We start from the raw sequence: 17352 nt of genomic DNA on the forward strand, positions 1-17352 counted from the left end.
ATTCCCGTAGGATGTTAGCAACTTTGGGTGGAAGCCTGAAGCAGTAACAGGCTGGATTGTTGGGAAAGGTGAAGGCCGCCGAAACGGTAGTGGAGAAAGCGTGCGGAAGCCCGATTGACTGCCCTCACACGAGTTCTTGAGAGAGCGGCCGAAATCGTAAATGGCGCAGACCTCTCGGTCTGTAAAAAGGGAACGTATTCATCTGAAAATAAGATCGGGTTGCGGGCAACTCATCGCTGGATGCGACACAACTTGGCTAAGCAAGCATGGGGCTCGTCGCCAACTGCCTAAATCCTGTGGGCAGAGGGGCGAGAGCTGTGGCATCATGCAGATCGCGGCTGATTTCCGACTGAACTCGTGCAAAATCGTTATGAGAACGAAAGCGTCGCCCGGCGAAGGTCATTGCCGCGTGATCATTTTTAGATTGCTGGGCCACATGTACAATTTGCTGATGAGCGGGCTTGATACGGCGTTTGACGGAACAACCTGGGAGATTGAGCGCGGGCGTTTGGGCGAATACACAGACGCTGAAGTCGTTGAACGGTTTGAACGTCTCGATGAAGATGCCCTAAGCCTACTGAAATCCTTACCGACGCTTTTTTGGTATGAGCGATCAAACGAAAAGGGAGCACGTCTCGGTTGGCTTGACGAGGTTCGCCGCGTCGGTGGAAACCTTTTCGTCCAATTTTCGTTCGACCCTTTCGTTCAAGAGATTCCATTTGCAAATATAATTGACCTTGCCCCCGCGCTCGATATCCGGCTCGGGTCCCGCCAGCTTGAGGGGCATCGGACACACTGGGCCGTAAAGAACGTCGATCTGTTGAACGTTCTAGATCGCTCGAAGCTTATGAAGAGGACTAGCGTCAGTCCATACGCACCATATGTTGTGTCTCAGACGAGGCATCAAAATCCGGGGATCTTGGTGCGGCCCCAGTTTTTTGAAATACCGGCCCAGCCGATTAATAATAAGCTGGTATCAGTCATGATGCCGTTCAAATCACCATTTGATCCGGTGTACTCCGCGATCACTGACGCCGCAAATAAGGCCGGGATGCATACACAGAGGGCTGACAACATCTGGGAGCATTCGGTGTTAATGCAAGATTTGTTCAGTCTGATTTACCGCTCACACGTCGTGGTATGTGATTTCAGCGAAAAGAATCCGAACGTCTTCTACGAGGCCGGTATCGCTCACATGTTGGGCCGCCATGTGGTGCCGATAACTCAGTCTCATGATGACGTTCCATTCGATCTAAGGCAACATCGGTATCTTCACTACCTGAACAACGGGGAAGGGTTGGCCGGGCTAACGGGTCAGCTGACGGCGAGACTAACGACCTTAGCGAGAAGCTAAGGTCTTCGTCATTCCAGGGCCGTTCATCCTCAAACCTCTGACACAGCGAGTATTCGATGTACGTAGATGCCAGTATGCGACGCGCGCTTTTACCTTTGAAGGATAAGATAGCCGCTACATTCTCGGAGTCGAACTGGATCGAACTCGCAACGCTAACGGACACGTACAGTCTGGTTCGGCATCATCCCAGGCTGCTCAGAAGCCTCTCCTTTGGCGACGATGACTATGCAGGCAATGTCCTCTCGGTTCTCAATGCCATCATCGAGAAAGATGCTGCGAATTTTGGCGAGATCCAAAGATATGTCGATAGCCTCGAGGGGGGTGGAACGCTTCTTTCGAGTACCGCTACCGAGGGGCCACGCTACTATATCCAACCAACAGTTTTCAAAATACCCAAGGAAAGTCAGGATCCGAATTTGGTTTCAGTGATGATGCCTTTTTCGCCTCAATTTGCCCGGGTCTTCGACGCCATAAAAAACGCCGCTCGTTCCGCGGGTCTGCAATGCTTGCGGGTTGACGACATCTGGCAAGATTCAGTTCTCGTGCAAGATATTTTCAGCTTGATCGTCAGATCGCGCATTGTCGTCTGTGATTTTTCGGGCAAAAACCCCAACGTTTTTTATGAGGCCGGGATTGCGCACACTCTGGGAAAACTCGTGGTCCCCATAACGCAAAGTGGCGGGGACGTACCTGCCGATCTCCGGCATCACCGGTATCTTGAATATTTAAACAATGGCGAGGGCTTGGCGGATCTAGAGAAGCAATTATCCACGCGGCTGACGGGCGTTCGAAGTCAGTGGACGAATTAACAAGATTGCGAAGATGGAGCGCACAATTGGGAATTCGGCTTTAGCCGCGCGGTTTCGCATTCTTGCTGACCTGCGCAAAATCATTTCAGCGCGCCTTTTGGGGCATCAGGCACGTTCACCCGGAGCATGTCGCCTTGCAGCCCGCTTCGCTCCGGGCACACGAATTCCGGGGGTCTAAATTCGTCAAGATGTCGATGCCGCCAAACTAATCCAGCGTCTCCGCGTATATTGTTTTGCGGCCTTTCGAACCGATTTCAAAATACTCGGCTCGACACGTTTCGCCTGCGAGAGAGAGCAGGGAGTACCCGTGTTTCCATAACCGAGGACCAGTCCCCATCTTTGTCCCGTCGATCAACGCTGGTACGTCGTCAAGTTCATCCACGACTTTGTAGACGTCGTCGTTATTTGGGACCGGAATGGCACCATGCCCAATGCATCGGCCCCGCTGAATTCCGTTGAATGGCTGATAGATGCTCAGGGTGTGCTCATGGCCCCAGAACCAAGCCGAAATTTTGCCAAGCGCCGCCATGGTCTGAAACGCCTTAATGAGATGCGGATTGGCCGCAGCTTTCTTGCCCTGAGGGGAGGTTGGCCCGATCTGTGCAAAGGCTGAAAATGGTTGGTGGTGTGAAAGTAGGATCGTTTTGCCTTTGAACTCTCGAACTCGGTCGCAATGCCAGGCCAGTTCGTCCTCCTCGATCCACGTCAAGGCGTCCGAGACGGCGTAGGGGCTATTGTCGTGGAGACCCGTGTCGATTCCCAGGAACTGCCAAGCTTCGTCCTCCGACCGCAGGCAAAAGAAGCTTCCTCGCTGGGCAACGGGCTCTGGATTCATTTGCTTTATCAGCTCAAAGAAGCCTAGGCCGCCGCAGTACATGTCATGATTGCCGGGGATCACGTAGACCGGTTTCTGCCGACCCTTGCGGTAGAGCTTATCAATAGGGTCAAGAAAGTTGGCTTGGCATTCCTCTGGCGTACCGGAGTAATAGATATCGCCAAGATGGAGCAAGATCGTCGGATCGAATTTGGCGATATCGATCAGGACCTCTTGCGCAGGTCCAGCACCGGTGCCCCAGTCGGCCACTAATCCAAGTGTAGCGTCGGGTGGAATTGCGATCACTTGCGGACCGACATCCGCCGCTCGGATATATGGAATGGCTGCTTTGTCGCCCGATATGCCGAAATAGCGGTGATACTCTTTAAGGGTGGATAGCCAGGCGGCGTCGCAGGTACTGCCTATATAGTCCGCTTCGACCAAGACGAGAGCCGACCCATCGCCCACAGCCGCCGCTTTCACGTACCGCCATGCCAATTCAGCGCAAAGAGAGGCTGTCTGCGTTTTTGATAGACCCCGAATGCCCGGCGACGGGGGAGACTCGGGTAGCCCAATCTCCCTTCGTGCAATCTGAGCCGCAATCTGAGGTAGCTGAGACCCGGCCGAATGCTGCGGTCGCCTGCTTCTGAGCGTGGTCGCCCCATCTATCCGGCTCGCGACCTCCGTCACGGTGGACTGAAAAACAGAAATAAGCGGATCCCTGAATGTTTCGGTGTCAGCGCTCACGCCTTGTCTCCATTCTCCGAGAACCAGCGCTCAACGACCGGAAGGTAATTCATCACCTGTTTCCGATCACTGTCCTTCTCTTCCTCCGTCAGGATTTGGTATGGAGAATTCATCTGTTTTTCCCAACGTTCGACATCTTCCGCAGCGATCATAAGAGACCCGTCAGGTTGCCTTTCCGCTTTTGAGTGCAGGTATTTTTGCCAATGGGACCACCTGTCGTGCTCTATTGACGCCAAGGCTTCCAAGAGTTCCGCTCGTGTTGAGATCGGCAAAGTGTGCTCTGCTCCCTTAAATGAGGCCCTTCGAAACCAGACGATGATAGTGATGCCCGAGAATCGTTAGCTCACAAGACTTACTGTACCACGCTGCATGCCACATGTGCTCAGCGTTCACCGGACGCACCAGGCTCACGCGAGCGTAGGCCTGCAAGATTTTGAAGATCTTGGTATTCTTGGGGTCCGGCGGAGGAATGGACTGATCAAGCTTCTGTTCGTCGGATCGCTCGGGTTCGAAGGTCGGATCGAGCGGAAATTGCTTTTTGGCGTCGGGAAAGATTGTTGAAATCAGGCGAAGGTCATCGGTCGAGAGAGGTGGTCTGGCCTTCCGCAATGAAACGAACGATTTCACATTTGTTTTAAAGACCGGCCTCTGTCCGCCCCATGCCCCCAGCGATTGATCAATATGCGCATAGACACTGCCAGGGGTAATGTCTCCGACGAGATTGGCTGCGGAACCCTCCAACGCGTCGACCAGCAGATTTGTGAAAACGCCGGGCGCACCATTTCCACCCTCAAACGAATACTGCTGTTCCGACGAGGCCGTCAGCAGCGTCATTCCCTCATCAATTTCGGCAGTACCTGTATCCGCCTGATAATTCCCAAGGATGCCGCCGTGGCAACTGTCCAAAATGATGATCTTGTTCTTCGCTTTTGACTTCCGGGCAAAATTCACCACGTCCACGAGAGGGACGCCATCGCTTCCGTCTTGACATTCGCTAGAACAGAGATAGCCACCAGCACCGTCAATGAACCCGTGGCCAGCAAAATAGAGGAGGGCGATATCGGGATCGTCATCGAACAGCGCTTCGATTGACGAGCGAAGCTCTCGACGAGAAACCGAGGCGTACTGGTCTTCACCCAAAAGCAGTTTTGGTGTCTGAAAATTGATATCGTTGTTGTAATGCCGACCTAGAACTGCAGCAACTGATCGAGCGTCGTTTACGCAACCCTGCAGCGGAGTAAAGGCATCGTAATGGTCGATGCCGACTATCAATGCTTTCCTTCGTTCCATGAGTTCACAGACTATCGATGAACGCGCTGATGTTGGCGTCGCTCCACGCGACCGTTGTTATCGCCGCAATGGTCGAGCGATCATCCGAATAAGCCCAGATGCCCCGTATCGGCTTTTCCTCTTCCTTGGCGCACTGGATTTCCCACTTCTGACCGGTAGATGTGGAAGAGTTCTTACTCACGAGCACTATCACACCATGGGACCGCTTGATTCGAGTGCGCACGCGGTCTTTCCAGTCTTTATCGTACGGCTCCTTGACGGACATATCGACAAACTCGAAAGGCTCGCGTGGGTGCAAGCTTTGCCCCTTTAGGAAGTCTCGCTGCCGTTCATCCTCAATCGCAAACGCAATAAATAGTACCTTTTTGTCGGCCAAGTTGATGCCCTCCCTCAGTACGCAATCTTTATATCTAGTTGAACTCTGTGACGTTGGCCTTTTTGCAGTCAAGCTTCTAAAAGCTCAACCTTGTGCCCCTCGGGATCTCGCCGAACACATCGAGTTCCCCACTCGGAAATCCTTGGTGCCGAAACGATATCCGCGTGAGATCCAAGTCTCTGAAGGACCCTAGCTATGGAGTCGACTATGAACCCAAGCCTTACCGCAGTCGTATCCGCAGAAGCGGGCGTCCTGGGATAGATTTCGAAAACCGATCCTCCCACATGTGACGAGAGGTGCTCAGGGCCTGTCCCGTGCCGCTCCGATTGAAATTCGAAGCCCATATTCCCATAGAACTCTGCTAGTTCGGGAGGGTTGCTCGCGCGAATAACAATGAGATTGAGTAGGGGAGCCTGCATCCGATCAGCCAACCTTCAGAGCAGGAAGCTCCAATCTGGCCTCCATTTCGTCGAACAAGACTCTCATTTCTAATCTTCCGCCCATAGCCTCAACATGTTTGGCCAACGTGTCAATTTTGACGTTCTCTCGCTTCTCGATCCTAGTTACCGACGGCTGCTTGATCGAAAGAGCGTTTGCCAGCTCAACTTGGGAGAGCTTGTTCAACTCTCTCATTTCGAGGAGCGACAGATACCCAACAGTGCCCGATTTCACGAATTGCTGGAAAAGCTGGTCAGCGCGTTGAACCGCCTTCTCAGCGCTACGATAAATCTCATCCGGCCTTTGACCAAAAGCTGGTTCAGAGATGAAGACCCCAAGGCCCACTCCCGGGCGAAATGAGATTTGCGTGCTGAACTCTCCCTTGGCGATATCGAGGAAAGACTCGCCGTCAGGATCTTTTGGGCTATCCACCTCAACAGTGAATCCCAACTTTTCAAGACCAATGACCGTATCGTTCAGGAGTGCGATTGTCGTTGTCATAGTTCGAGCTTCTTTCCGTTGGCTCCAGATTTTTCCAAGAGCACATTCTTGCTTATGTCCTCAATCCGGATCGCTCCATTTATAGCGATGTACGTATTGTGGGATCGCGATCTAAGCCGGGTCAAATCACTACGACCAACCACGTCCCTCGCGCTATCGGCTTGCGGTGGGTACATTCGACCATCCTCGTAAGCCCCTCCGTTATAAGCAGGCACACCTGAGAACTCATTTTCGACCTGATCCAGCGTTGAGCAGAGCATCGAATAAGCCTCCTCTTGCGTTGCAGCCGGAGCACAGGCCTCCAGGCGGGCTAGAAAAATCGTCAGGCGCTCTTGCCTGTCCTTCATAAGCTAATCCTCTTCACTATACCTTGCAAGGTATATCTTCAAAAAATACCCTGGAGGGTATATTGAGGTAATGGCCCGGTAAGAGGATTCAAAGCACACCATGCTCGTGATCCATTTCACGAAAAATACTAAGCAACCTGATTGTATTTGCCGAGCGGGACAACTGTAAGAAACTCTCCCGAATCGTCAATGAGTTTGGTTGCGGCGAAGGGAGTGATGTGTCCTCGGTCCGGCACAGTTTCCATGGTTTGCAGGGGTTTTTTTCGAGTGCGGACATTGACGTCCGATTAGGTGGATGAGCGCGTCGCTAGTCCCAGGTATTCGTGTGAGTGCGATTGAATAGCCCCGAGATTTGTAGACGCCTTCTTTCCTAATTGAGGCAAGAGCATCATGAGCAAATCGAATTCAGCGATGATTTTAAGCGGGACGCGGTGCGTCAGATCACGGAACGGGGCTATCCGGTTGCGGAGGTTTCGCAGCGGCTGGGTGTGAGCCCGCACTCACTCTATAAGTGGAAGAAGAAGTTCTCCTCCGTGTCTGGCAACCAAGGCAGCGACCACGCCGACGAGATCAGGCAGCTTAAAAAGGAATTGGAGCGTGTCACCGAGGAGCGCTACATACTAAAAAACGATCACGGGCCTTGGTCCGCCTGTGCGGAGTAGAAACAGGTTGTGCTAGGCATTCGGAAACCTACAAGCAGCAATTGCCCAGCCCCTTCCTTGTATCGGAACCTGCAGGTCGCCTTATCAGCAAGCGGCAGGGCATTCAGGGCAAGCGCAATGAAATTCGATTTCTCGAGGATTGGTTACCCGATCGCCGATGCCGCTTGTTCCGTCAGTATGCATCTTCGGCTCCATTTTCAGCCATTTATCTCCAAGACGCGGTTGGTCGATGTTTCGAATCCCTTCAAGACGGAGGGTTTGGTTCGAGAAGAGCGTTCTACTATTCCTGTCGCAAGGCACGCGTCGTAGCAACGACGGTGCTCAGCGAAGCATTGGCGCTCGATTGGCGATATCGCTGCTTCAGTCTGAGCAGGTGACGGGAATGAACTAGACAGGACGATGGAAGTTGATCGCAAAGCCTTCTGAATTCGAACAATAGCACTTCCCTGCAAGCAAGAGATCGGCGTGAAAGCAAGCGCACGTCCGCATATGCGATGAAGCTCTCGCCGAGATGTACGGCTGCAGCGAAGCTCAGAGATATCCTCGAGCAACTGTAGACTACATCCATACGAGGAGCTCCTATGTTCAGCCCTGAACGCGATTTGTCGTCTAAAATACGCAAGAAGTTCTTCATTGATGGCGCGTGGGTTTCGAGCGGCTCAGATCAGCGCGTATCGCTTGTGAATCCTGCAACCGAGATGGTTCAGATCGATCTTCCGCTTGCAAACAGCAGGGACATTGAAGCTGCCATTGGCGCCGCAAGGCATGCGTTTGATCATGGCCCCTGGCCCCGTCTGTCCGGGACTGAACGTGCCGATTTCATCCAGCGACTGGCCGACGCACTCGCCGTCCGTGTACAGCTCATGGCAGACCTCTGGACCTTCCAGGTCGGCGCGCCAATTTCTCTGACAAGCGCGCTTGCCCCGGTCAGCGTGAACCGCTTGGCCTATTATGCAGATCTCGCAAGGGAATATGCGTTTGACGAAACCCGTTCGACAGAGCGCGGACATGCGAGGATCAAACGCGAAGCGGTCGGTGTGGCGGTCCTCATCGTCCCCTGGAATGCCACGTTCCCGATCCTGGCACAGAAGCTGGGTGCAGCTTTGGCAGCCGGATGCACATGTATCGTTAAATCCGCGCCGGAAAGCCCGCTTGAGGCGCTCATCTTTGCCGAATGCGCAGAAATTGCCGGCTTCCCACCTGGTGTGATCAACGTCGTCACTGCTGACCGCGAGGAAAGTATTCTTCTGGTCGAATCAGAGGACATCGACAAGATCAGCTTTACTGGCAGCTTTGCCGTCGGATCGCAGATTGCAGCGACGGCCGCCGCCAAGATGAACCGGTTCACTATGGAACTCGGCGGGAAGTCTGCGGCCATCCTGCTGGAGGACGCGGATCTTGAAGCTGTTCTTCCGATCCTCAGTCCGCTGTCTATGCCATTTTCCGGACAGTTCTGTTTTGCCCAGTCGCGCATCCTCGTGCCCTTTTCCCGGAAGGATGAGGTCGTTGGCCGGTTTTCGAATGCCGCACGCAGTCTTGCGGTGGGCGATCCCTGGTGCAAGACGACGCAGATCGGCCCAGTCCTCAACAAAAGGCAGCAGGATCGGATCGAGGGCTTCATTCAGTCAGGAATCGACCAGGGTGCGAGGGTTGCCAGCGGCGAAATACGTTGCGAATTGCCCAAGCGCGGCTTCTTCGTCAATCCGACTGTCTTCGACGACGTCACACCCGATATGGCGATCGCGCGAGAAGAGATCTTCGGACCGGTGGTGACAATCCAAGGCTACGAGACAATCGAACACGCCATCTGCCTGGCAAACAACACGGATCTGGGACTGAGCGGCATGGTCTTCAGCCAAAACGTCGAACTGGCTTACGATGTGGCGTGCCAAATCCGGACGGGTCAGGTTGGGATCAACGGGCTCGATCAGTCCCCTGCGCTCCCATTTGGCGGCTACAAGATGTCAGGCGTTGGGCGTGAGGGCGGTCCCGAAGGACTCGAGGCATTCCTCGAGACAAAAGCCATCATGATGCCAGCAGCAGGATGACACTGACGGCGAGACTGCGAGACCTAATCGAGTAGCCGGCACGCATCGTTGATGATCGCCACTCGGAGGGGGCTTGTTTAGCGCGTTCTCCACCGACAATTCTTACACTTAGAGGTTCACATGCCTAACAATGGTATGCAGCCAGCAGCGCGCTACGCGCTACTGATGATTTCGCTCGCCAGGTCAGCGAAAATCAAGATCGGTTGAAGCGCGAACTGGCTTCGCATTACGACTATATCGTTTGTGGATCCGGTTCGTCTGGATCCGTTGTCGCCCGACGCCTCGCCGACAATCCCGATGTATCGGTTCTACTGCTGGAAGCTGGTGGCTCGGATGCCGATGCCGCCGTTACCGAGCCGGGCATCTGGTTTGCGAACCTTGGCAGCGAGCGTGATTGGCAATTCGTCGCCGAGCCTAACCCGCACGTCAATGGGCGTTCGCTCCCTCTATCGATGGGAAAGGTCCTCGGGGGCGGCTCCAGCATCAATGTCATGATCTGGGCCCGTGGCCATAAGACAGACTGGGACTATTTCGCAAATGAAGCTGATGACGCAGCCTGGAACTACAGGTCCGTCCTCGAAATATATCGCCGGATCGAGGACTGGGCCGGTGAGCCGGATCCGCGTCGCGGTGTGGGCGGACCGGTCTTCATGCAACCGGCGTCGGAACCACATCCGATCGCAAACGCCATGCTCGATGCGGCCGCGTCGTGTGGCATTGAGAGTTTTGCCGACCAGAATGGGCGGATGATGGAAGGCGCAGGAGGGGCGGCTCTCGCCAATGTCCGGATCCGGGACGGGAAGCGCCTTTCGATCTTCCGTTCCTATGTCTATCCGGCGATGGTGCAGCCCAACCTCACCGTCCTCTGCCACGCCACGGTCAATCGCATCCTCTTTGACGGAAACCGCGCCACCGGCGTCGAGGTCGATTTCGAAGGACAGATCTTGGCAATCTCGGCCAGGAAGGAAACCATCCTGTCTCTTGGCGCGATCAACACACCGAAAGTCCTGATGCAGTCCGGTATCGGTCCGGCGGAACACTTGGCCGAGCATGGTATTCCGCTGGTGAGGGACCTGCCGGGCGTCGGGCAGAATTTCCAGGATCATATCATGGTGGCGGGGCTGGTATGGGAAGCTGGAGAGGAAATCGTGCCTCGCAACAATCTCGGGGAAGCGACATTCTTCTGGACGAGCGAGCCGGATTTGCCGGAGCCCGACATTCAGGCATTCATCGTTGAAATTCCCATTACCACCCCGGAAGCAAGCGCCAAATTCAACCCGACAGCAAATTGCTGGTCGATCCTTCCAGGGCTGACGCGACCGAAAAGCCGAGGTCAGATTACATTGACAGGCCCGAACCCGAGCGATCCGGTTCGGATCGAGGCAAACGCGCTGTCGCACCCGGATGATCTGAAGGCGCTGGTGCGAGGCGTCCGGATTTCGCGTGAGATCGGCAATGCGGCGGCTCTCAGCCGATTTGCACAACGGGAAGTGATGCCGGGGGCTATGGGTGCGGCGGACTTGGAGGATTTCGTGCGCAGTACCGCATCGACTGTCTGGCATCAGTCGTGCACGGCAAAGATGGGCACGGACGCAATGTCGGTGGTCGATGCAAAGCTCAAGGTCTACGGCATAGAAGGGCTTCGCATTGCCGACTCTTCAATAATGCCCCGCGTGACGACCGGAAACACCATGGCGCCTTGCGTTATCATCGGTGAGAGGATGGCGGAAATTTTGGCCGCTGGAATGTAGCCATATCGAACGTCCCAGACGCCTTATTCTACAGGCGGCTATTCGCGTTCCGCCCGCCGGAGCGCGGACAGATTAGCAGTCGTCGATCCGTATCCGTGTCTCTCAAGTCACATCGCCGATCATATACTTCTCAGAAAAGCCTGAATATGAGAACGCCTCAAGGTTTAGGTTGGCCGCTTCCCGTTTGAGTGGTGTCTCATTGCCGATCCATAACCCTACCTGTCCAAGCCGCGGCGCCGCCGTGTTCCCGATCTGATACCCGCCAACTTCTCAGAAAATCGCAGCCTCGAAACGCTGGCTGCCAAAAGCGCATATAGCCGGGCGCAGATTCTTCGGATGTTTCGAAGCGCGACCGGCAAGACACCGTATCGATATCTCCAAGACGTCCGTCTGGAGCATGCCAGGCGACAGCTGCTCGCGGCATCCATGTCGATCACCGAGATTGCCCACTCCTCAGGGTTCGCAAGCCATGCGCACATGACCAAACTGTTCCACGAGAAATCCGGTCTGCCGCCGAGCGTATATCGCGCATCGAATAGCACCAGCATGACAGCCTGACACCGGTGTTATAGCGCCAAGCGCCTGGCCTGATAGTTTGAGGCCAAGAGAACGGCAATCCTATCCAGCGCTCTGACAGTATCGGGCCCTCAATAATGGGACCTGGTTGGAAGAGGGAAAAAGCCCGCCTCCCGTTCAAAAAGGAGAGCACAAGATGCTTGTACACCTCACGCAGACATTGCCTGAGAGGCGGCCTCATGCCGCCTACGCTATCCCCAACACGATCTGGCGGTTCACCCGCCAAGCGTGGCAGCGATATATAAATTGGAACAGCAATCGGATCGCACTTCAGGCGCTCTGCAGCCTCGACGATAGAATGCTGAAGGATATAGGCATTACCCGACCTCAGCTGAGACTAGCGAAGGACCAGGGAGTATCCCACGCGACGTACGGGTTGCAGAGGCACGCCCGTGGACAATATGGGTACGAGGTCTGATGAGGCTTCGACCTTTGCTGGGGGACTTGCAGACGTCACGAGCTCTCCGATCCGCCGGCGTATGAGCGGGTCAGATTTCCGTCCCGGCAGATCATCATGCCTTAGCGACGACGCTGCCGAACACGGCACTCAACTCAAGACTGCAGTCAGCCTCTCGGCAAAGTGACGGCTTCAAATCCGGTTCGAGCCGATCGGTCTGGTGCCATACAGACCTTCTCGATTTTAAAGGAATTCGTCTTGTCCATCAAAAGCCATAACCCGCAGTCTATCCAGACGCCGGCACGCTATGACGCTCGCCATCTCGATGGAGACGGAGCGGACATTTCCTACAGTGTCGATGGTGTCGGGCCAGCGCTTGTACTGGTGCATGGAACGGCACTGAACTCGCACACGAATTGGGTGTCGCTTGTCGAACCGCTCTCGAAAATACGGACCGTGATACGTCCAAACTATTCCGGATCGGGGAGCACGACCGACACTGGTGCCGCCTTGACGGTGGCAACGCTTGCGGACCAGGTCGTCTCTGCTGCCAAAGCTGCAGATGCGATACCCTTCGATCTGGTCGGGTTTTCACTCGGCGCTGCGGTGGCTGTCCACATCGCCGCTCATCATCCGGAAAAGGTTCGTTCGCTCGTGCTTGTCGGCGGTTTGCTCACCTCCGAGGATCCGCGGATGCAGCTTCAGCTTCGCCTCTGGCAAGCGTTGATTGGAGATGATCCAGCGGCACTTGCCAAGATCATCGTACTGACGGGTTTCAGTCAGTCGTTCCTGGCGTCGCTCGACGAGACGACACTGAAGGGAATGGTCGACACGATCTCGACTGACACCGACTGGCTCGGAATGGCGCGCCAGGTCGCGTTGGCACTTTTTCTGGACGTCCGTGCCGAGGCGCAGCACGTCCAGGCGCCGACACTCAGCATCGGCCTGACGCAGGACCAGATCGCTCCCCCGTATCTCGCGGAAGCTGTGGCAAAGCGGATCCCGGGCGCTTCCTTCGCACAGCTGGACAGTGGGCACATGGGCCCCTTGGAAAGGCCGGACGAACTGGAACGTCTAATTTCGACGTTCCTCCAGCAGCATATGGCGCTCCGCACAACTGGCCAGTCAAGTTGATGGATCGTCGTCGCCTATATCGTCGAGCCCGCGTTCGGGAAGGCTATCAGTCTCCAGAACACAGTTAGGAATACCATCTTGAAACTTAGAGATAAGATCGCCGTCATCACGGGCGGAAGTAGCGGCATAGGCCTCGCCACGGCCAAGCGCTTTGTCGCCGAGGGCGCCACCGTCATCATCACAGGTCGTCGGAAGGATGGGATTGAAGACGCCATCGCCGAGATCGGCGGAAACGTCGAAAAGATATGCGGCGACATCGCAAACCTTGCCGATATCGATCGTTTGTACACAGAGGTGAGGGATCGCCACGGTCGGATCGACGTGCTGTTCGCCAACGCCGGGGCAGGGCAGGTGACGCCGTTTGCCGCCGTAACCGAAGAAAATTTCGACATGACCGTCGATACCAACTTCAAGGGGACGTTCTTCACGATCCAGAAGCTTCTTCCTCTGATGCCGGATGCCGCCTCGATCATCATCAATGCTTCCATTGTGACCGGGATGGGTGCCGCCGGATTCAGCACCTACGCCGCCAGCAAGGCAGCCATCCGTTCCCTTGCTCGAACTCTCACGACGGAACTCAAGGCGCGGAAGATCAGGGTCAACGCCGTCAGTCCAGGCACTTTCGTCACGCCACTGGTCGCCGCCGCCTTCCCGACCACGAAAGACCTCGATGCTTTCGTGGCTCATCGAGCGACCACTATACCGCTCGGTCGCGTTGGTGAAACAGAAGAAGTGGCCGCTGCCTTGCTCTTCCTGGCGTCGTCGGAAAGCAGCTACATTACAGGAACGGAACTGGCCATAGATGGTGGTGTTTCGCAGGTGTAGCCGATCATGGTCCGGGCGGACGATGTGCGACTGCTCGGGTCGTTCATGAACGTTATTGGGCCCCTCCAACCGAGCTTAGCCACGAAATGATCTATTCTTCCTTCACCTGTTCCACAGCGCGAATGACGAGCTGACGTAGCCACAAATGGGCGGGGTCATAGTCGTTGCGGCTGTGCCAGATCCCGCGGAACGTGGAACTGGCAGCCTCATAAGGTGGAATTGACAATACGAAATTCTCGTCGGCCACCAGATGGCGCGCGAGCGACCCGGGGAGAATACTGATCAGCTCGGTGCCCATCATCAGCGCTGGTATTGCAAGAGAGTGTGGCACAGTTGTCTGGTAGCGCGGCATCTCCGCGATCTCGGTCAGGGCTTCCTGAAGTGCGCTTCGGTCAAACATCTCGGACTGGCGTGCCAGGCCACGCTCAAGGATAAAGCCGCCAACGGCACCTTCTTCCTCGCCCCCGACCGAGACGGTCAGCAAAGGGTAGATTGCCATATCCCTGAGCGTCAGTTTCCTCCCCGCTGCTGGATGCGCCTTGTGCATGACGATTCTGTCGCCTTCCGTCATGAGAGCGCAGGACCTGAAGTGTAAAGGGACTTGCTGGAATATACCTAGCGCCAGGTCGATCCGACCAACGTCGATCTGCTCTGCAAGATCAAGCCGTGTCGATGGGCGTACGACCAGATCGATGCTGGGCGCTTCGACCGCCATAAGCCTGGTCAACTGCGTCACGATCACAGCCGTGAGATGATCGTTTGCGGCGACAACAAATTTCCGGGTCGATGTCGCAGGATAGAACGCATCTACGCCTAAGGTCGCAACGATCTTGTGCAGGGAACTGCGAAGATCTTCGGCCATTGCGATGGCGCGCGTGGTCGGCATCATTCCCGTTGCCGTACGCACGAACAACTCGTCCCCCACGACCTGTCGTAGCCTTGTCAGGGCGTGGCTGACTGCGGAGGGACTCAAGTTTAATCGGCGGCCGGCGCGCAGCAGGTTGCGATCTTCAAATACGGCGTCAAAGACCCTGATCAAATTAAGATCGATCCGTCCGATTGCCATGGTCGCCTCCATACTGAATTCTATGCATCAGTATCATGAAGAGCCATCGTTTCCGCTGAAGTTAAATCCATGAAAGACGTCTCAGGCGAGAAAAGAACCCTTAACCTGACGCATCCGACGCTTCATGCGGGATGCCGGAGAACGCCATGACCCTTTCCAATTTAGTTCTGACAGCTTTATGTGCCGCGTCCGTTGCAGGATCCGCCGCTGCCAATCCTGCTGCGGCCCCTGTCCGCAACGTCGTGCTTGTGCACGGGGCCTTCGCCGATGGTTCGGGCTGGAAGCCGGTGGCCGACTTGCTTCGCGCCGATGGCTACACCGTTAGCATCGTCCAGCAACCCATGACTTCACTTGCAGATGACGTAGCCTCAACCAAGCGGATCCTAGACATGCAATCAGGCCCAGCGGTTCTCGTTGGCCACAGCTATGGCGGTGCTGTCATCACGGAAGCAGGGCATCATCCGAAGGTCGACAGCCTGGTGTTCGTCGCGGCCTTTGCGCCTGACAAAGGCGAGGTCCTTGGCAAGGTATCCAGTGCCACGCCGCCTGCGGCGCACAGCATTTCGCCGACAGACGACGGCTATCTGCTAGTCGACGCTGCCCAGTTCCCTGCCGACTTTGCGGCTGATCTGCCTTTGCCGGTGGCAGAGTTTATGGCGATCTCGCAAATGCCGATCAACGGCAAGATCTGGGGGACGCCAATCGGTGCTCCCGCTTGGCAGGACAAGCCAAGCTTTGCAGTTGTCACGACAGCGGACCGGATGATCAATCCGGAACTGCAGCGTGCCATGTATCGCCGGGCAGGATCTAAGGTCACCGAGATCGATGCGAGCCATTCCGTGTTTCTGTCGCAGCCACAGGCAGTTGTCGAAGTAATCAAGACGGCCGCATCCGGGAAATAAGTGGGAGCCGGACGTGTAGGACACGTCCGGCGATCTCGGCACGCAGGCGAATAGCCTTCAAGACCGCCGCAGAATGTCTGGCTGCAAGCCCTTGCAAATCCAACCCTAGTTAGGAAACAACATGAAAATCGGTATCATCGGAGCGGGTTTTATTGCCCGTGCTGTCACCGCAGTTGCCATGGAATGCGGGCACGAGGTCATGGTGTCAAACAGTCGTGGCCCTGACACCTTGTTCAGTCTTACGGGCACGACTGGCTGCATGGCCGGAACACCAGCAGAGGCTGCTGCTTTTGGCGACTTGGTGGTGATCGCTATTCCTCTGAAAGCCTATAAGTCTATTCCCGACGCGGAGTTGGTCGGCAAAATTGTCTTGGATGCCAACAACTACTACGCGGCCCGGGACGGGCAGATAACTGAGCTGGATCTTGGCCGCCTAACGAGCAGCGAACTTCTTGCGCAGCATTTGCTAAAATCCAGGATCGTCAAAGCATTTAACGCAATCACTGCTGCGGACATTGAGAAAGATGGCCGACCTGCAGGAGCGATAGACCGTCGGGCACTGCCGATTGCCGGCGATGACCTGACGGCGAAGCGGATCGTCAGCGAGCTCTTCGAGGAACTGGGCTTCGATATCGTAGACGCTGGACCATTGAAAGAGGGCTACCGCTTTCAACCCGATACTCCCGCTTATTGTATTCCACTCAGCAGGGGCGACCTCCGTGCAGCGCTCGACGCGGTGTCACGCGAAGGCGATTAGACTGACCAACTGCAGCCCTTTTCGACGAGCGGAAGTTCAAAGAAACCGCTCGGCGGAAAGGCTGCCACTATAATTGAAGCAGAGCATTCGACCGGCAACCGCGCAACGGTTGATCGCAGACGTCATGATGTTCACATCGGCAGAGGCGGGTTTTTGCTAGCAGTATAAGCGGAAAGTGCTGTGAGCAAAGTGTGTTCAGATAGCGATAGAAAACGTGGCTCACATCAGCAACTTTTGATTTGCAGTCCGACGGATCACATCGGTTCAAGGCGGTGGAGGGTTCGACATTGGCTCGAAGCCGCGTGATAGCACTATCATGACAACATGGAACCCACGTTATAGCGCGAGCCGCACGTCCTGATAGTTTCCGCTCAATGGACTGGCATTGTTATCCAGGCCTTCTGACGTAACCACCAAGCATCAACAGGGCACTACGTAAGGTATGGCGCGCCAATCGCCTCACCGCAAAAGGAAGAGCATTCATATGCTTGCACATCTCTGTCCAGAGTTGCTTGAACGGCGCATCAGCTCCGCCTGTAGCGCTACCGTCAAGAAAAA

The 17352-nt window shown here is 55.5% G+C and carries 17 protein-coding genes and 1 pseudogene; 11 read left to right on the forward strand and 7 right to left on the reverse strand.

Annotation, left to right across the window (positions count from 1 at the left end):
- Nucleotides 1-325 precede the first annotated feature (325 nt).
- Together ACQY1L_RS17355 and ACQY1L_RS17360 are read left to right on the forward strand one after the other, a co-directional pair.
- Entirely contained in the window at nt 326-1354 is a 1029-nt protein-coding gene (locus ACQY1L_RS17355) for a hypothetical protein (RefSeq protein ID WP_430245059.1), read from the forward strand.
- A gap of 56 nt (nt 1355-1410) precedes the next feature.
- Nucleotides 1411-2163, forward strand: coding sequence for a hypothetical protein (locus tag ACQY1L_RS17360; RefSeq protein WP_430245061.1), 753 nt, complete (start codon nt 1411-1413; stop codon nt 2161-2163).
- Nucleotides 2164-2368: 205 nt separating this feature from the next.
- Here the strand turns inward: ACQY1L_RS17360 and ACQY1L_RS17365 are convergent, their stop codons facing one another.
- The 6 genes from ACQY1L_RS17365 to ACQY1L_RS17390 form a co-directional block, all read right to left on the reverse strand.
- Nucleotides 2369-3421 carry a metallophosphoesterase family protein gene (locus tag ACQY1L_RS17365; protein ID WP_430245063.1) on the reverse strand — a complete coding sequence of 351 codons (1053 nt, stop codon included), beginning with the start codon at nt 3419-3421 and terminating at the stop codon, nt 2369-2371.
- A 591-nt stretch (nt 3422-4012) separates the two neighbouring features.
- Nucleotides 4013-4996, reverse strand: coding sequence for a caspase family protein (locus tag ACQY1L_RS17370; RefSeq protein WP_430245065.1), 984 nt, complete (start codon nt 4994-4996; stop codon nt 4013-4015).
- 22 nt (nt 4997-5018) lie between these two features.
- Nucleotides 5019-5390, reverse strand: coding sequence for a TIR domain-containing protein (locus ACQY1L_RS17375; protein ID WP_430245067.1), 372 nt, complete (start codon nt 5388-5390; stop codon nt 5019-5021).
- A gap of 68 nt (nt 5391-5458) precedes the next feature.
- Nucleotides 5459-5809 carry a VOC family protein gene (locus ACQY1L_RS17380; protein WP_430262084.1) on the reverse strand — a complete coding sequence of 117 codons (351 nt, stop codon included), beginning with the start codon at nt 5807-5809 and terminating at the stop codon, nt 5459-5461.
- A gap of 4 nt (nt 5810-5813) precedes the next feature.
- The gene (locus ACQY1L_RS17385) at nt 5814-6329 is read right to left on the reverse strand and encodes an XRE family transcriptional regulator (RefSeq protein ID WP_430245071.1); all 516 of its coding nucleotides are present in this window, start codon (nt 6327-6329) and stop codon (nt 5814-5816) included.
- Entirely contained in the window at nt 6326-6676 is a 351-nt protein-coding gene (locus tag ACQY1L_RS17390) for a hypothetical protein (RefSeq protein WP_430245073.1), read from the reverse strand. The genes ACQY1L_RS17385 and ACQY1L_RS17390 overlap by 4 nt, the downstream gene beginning before the upstream one ends.
- A gap of 398 nt (nt 6677-7074) precedes the next feature.
- Between ACQY1L_RS17390 and ACQY1L_RS17395 the strand changes: the two are divergent.
- From ACQY1L_RS17395 to ACQY1L_RS17425, 7 genes and pseudogenes are all read left to right on the forward strand, one after another.
- Nucleotides 7075-7302 (forward strand): annotated as a pseudogene (locus ACQY1L_RS17395) (transposase); the annotation flags it as partial.
- A 617-nt stretch (nt 7303-7919) separates the two neighbouring features.
- Nucleotides 7920-9386 (forward strand): aldehyde dehydrogenase, encoded by a 1467-nt coding sequence (locus ACQY1L_RS17400; protein WP_430245076.1) that lies wholly within the window; start codon nt 7920-7922, stop codon nt 9384-9386.
- Nucleotides 9387-9589: 203 nt separating this feature from the next.
- Nucleotides 9590-11137, forward strand: a complete 1548-nt coding sequence (locus tag ACQY1L_RS17405; protein WP_430245078.1) for a GMC family oxidoreductase — start codon at nt 9590-9592, stop codon at nt 11135-11137.
- 294 nt (nt 11138-11431) lie between these two features.
- Nucleotides 11432-11695, forward strand: coding sequence for a helix-turn-helix domain-containing protein (locus ACQY1L_RS17410; protein WP_430262128.1), 264 nt, complete (start codon nt 11432-11434; stop codon nt 11693-11695).
- Nucleotides 11696-11849: 154 nt separating this feature from the next.
- The gene (locus tag ACQY1L_RS17415) at nt 11850-12131 is read left to right on the forward strand and encodes a DUF1127 domain-containing protein (RefSeq protein ID WP_430245082.1); all 282 of its coding nucleotides are present in this window, start codon (nt 11850-11852) and stop codon (nt 12129-12131) included.
- A gap of 237 nt (nt 12132-12368) precedes the next feature.
- Nucleotides 12369-13244 carry an alpha/beta fold hydrolase gene (locus ACQY1L_RS17420; protein ID WP_430245085.1) on the forward strand — a complete coding sequence of 292 codons (876 nt, stop codon included), beginning with the start codon at nt 12369-12371 and terminating at the stop codon, nt 13242-13244.
- A gap of 75 nt (nt 13245-13319) precedes the next feature.
- A complete protein-coding gene (locus ACQY1L_RS17425; RefSeq protein WP_430246047.1) occupies nt 13320-14069 on the forward strand; it encodes an SDR family oxidoreductase in 750 nt (249 codons plus the stop codon).
- Between the two features lie 91 nt (nt 14070-14160).
- Here the strand turns inward: ACQY1L_RS17425 and ACQY1L_RS17430 are convergent, their stop codons facing one another.
- Nucleotides 14161-15135, reverse strand: a complete 975-nt coding sequence (locus ACQY1L_RS17430) for a LysR family transcriptional regulator (protein ID WP_430245087.1) — start codon at nt 15133-15135, stop codon at nt 14161-14163.
- 146 nt (nt 15136-15281) lie between these two features.
- On the opposite strand from ACQY1L_RS17430, the gene ACQY1L_RS17435 reads away from it, so the two are divergent.
- Together ACQY1L_RS17435 and ACQY1L_RS17440 are read left to right on the forward strand one after the other, a co-directional pair.
- The gene (locus ACQY1L_RS17435; RefSeq protein ID WP_430245089.1) at nt 15282-16037 is read left to right on the forward strand and encodes an alpha/beta fold hydrolase; all 756 of its coding nucleotides are present in this window, start codon (nt 15282-15284) and stop codon (nt 16035-16037) included.
- Nucleotides 16038-16158: 121 nt separating this feature from the next.
- Nucleotides 16159-16794 carry an NADPH-dependent F420 reductase gene (locus tag ACQY1L_RS17440; RefSeq protein WP_430245091.1) on the forward strand — a complete coding sequence of 212 codons (636 nt, stop codon included), beginning with the start codon at nt 16159-16161 and terminating at the stop codon, nt 16792-16794.
- Nucleotides 16795-17352: the final 558 nt, after the last annotated feature.

Source organism: Neorhizobium sp. DAR64862/K0K3 (assembly GCF_050500185.1).
GTDB lineage: Bacteria > Pseudomonadota > Alphaproteobacteria > Rhizobiales > Rhizobiaceae > Neorhizobium > Neorhizobium soli.

Coding starts and splice junctions, on each gene's coding strand:
- ACQY1L_RS17440 (WP_430245091.1), top strand. CDS start 16,159: ATGAAAATCGGTATCATCGGAGCGGGTTTTATTGCCCGTGCTGTCACC.
- ACQY1L_RS17385 (WP_430245071.1), bottom strand. CDS start 6,329: ATGACAACGACAATCGCACTCCTGAACGATACGGTCATTGGTCTTGAA.
- ACQY1L_RS17360 (WP_430245061.1), top strand. CDS start 1,411: ATGTACGTAGATGCCAGTATGCGACGCGCGCTTTTACCTTTGAAGGAT.
- ACQY1L_RS17380 (WP_430262084.1), bottom strand. CDS start 5,809: ATGCAGGCTCCCCTACTCAATCTCATTGTTATTCGCGCGAGCAACCCT.
- ACQY1L_RS17400 (WP_430245076.1), top strand. CDS start 7,920: ATGTTCAGCCCTGAACGCGATTTGTCGTCTAAAATACGCAAGAAGTTC.
- ACQY1L_RS17390 (WP_430245073.1), bottom strand. CDS start 6,676: ATGAAGGACAGGCAAGAGCGCCTGACGATTTTTCTAGCCCGCCTGGAG.
- ACQY1L_RS17435 (WP_430245089.1), top strand. CDS start 15,282: ATGACCCTTTCCAATTTAGTTCTGACAGCTTTATGTGCCGCGTCCGTT.
- ACQY1L_RS17415 (WP_430245082.1), top strand. CDS start 11,850: ATGCTTGTACACCTCACGCAGACATTGCCTGAGAGGCGGCCTCATGCC.
- ACQY1L_RS17430 (WP_430245087.1), bottom strand. CDS start 15,135: ATGGCAATCGGACGGATCGATCTTAATTTGATCAGGGTCTTTGACGCC.
- ACQY1L_RS17355 (WP_430245059.1), top strand. CDS start 326: ATGCAGATCGCGGCTGATTTCCGACTGAACTCGTGCAAAATCGTTATG.